The organism is Seonamhaeicola marinus, from assembly GCF_008085455.1.
On sequence record NZ_VSDQ01000461.1, the window covers coordinates 466 to 925 of the forward strand.

The 460-nt window shown below is 36.7% G+C and carries 1 protein-coding gene; it reads right to left on the bottom strand.

Features of this window, described 5'->3' with window-relative positions; translation table 11 throughout:
• Window positions 1–460, bottom strand: a 460-nt coding sequence (locus FUA24_RS07735; RefSeq protein ID WP_246146987.1) for an RraA family protein, incomplete at both ends; no start/stop codon positions are given.

Consider the following 460-nt stretch of genomic DNA (forward strand, 5'->3'; position numbering starts at 1 on the left):
ATTAATTTCAATAGGTACTCCGTAGTCAATAACTTTCCCTCTAGGGCCTTGGTCTTGTGCGTAAGTACCAGCAGAAATTGTAGGGAATTTTAACTTTTCAATTTCATTAGTATCTCTAGAGTAACCGTTTACTACAGCGCCATTAGCTTCTAATTTCATAGCGCGTGTACTCATTAATCCGCCCCATAAAGCATAATTAAAAGAAGACCCTGTGCAGATGTATACTTCATTCTTTTTCAAACTGTCTAAAGCTTCAAACATAAGGCCAAATGGTTTTTCCATAAGGGGATTTTTAGAGCCTTTTACAGATTCTGCAAAAACATCTGCTTCTAAAGCGGGCATAGCTCTACCAATAACCACCATTGTTTTTTCTACAGGTTTTAGATTTGGAGATAAAAATTGGTGTTCGTAGCCCATTTGATCCAAAACATCACCAACAAGTGCCGTAAATAATTCTTTT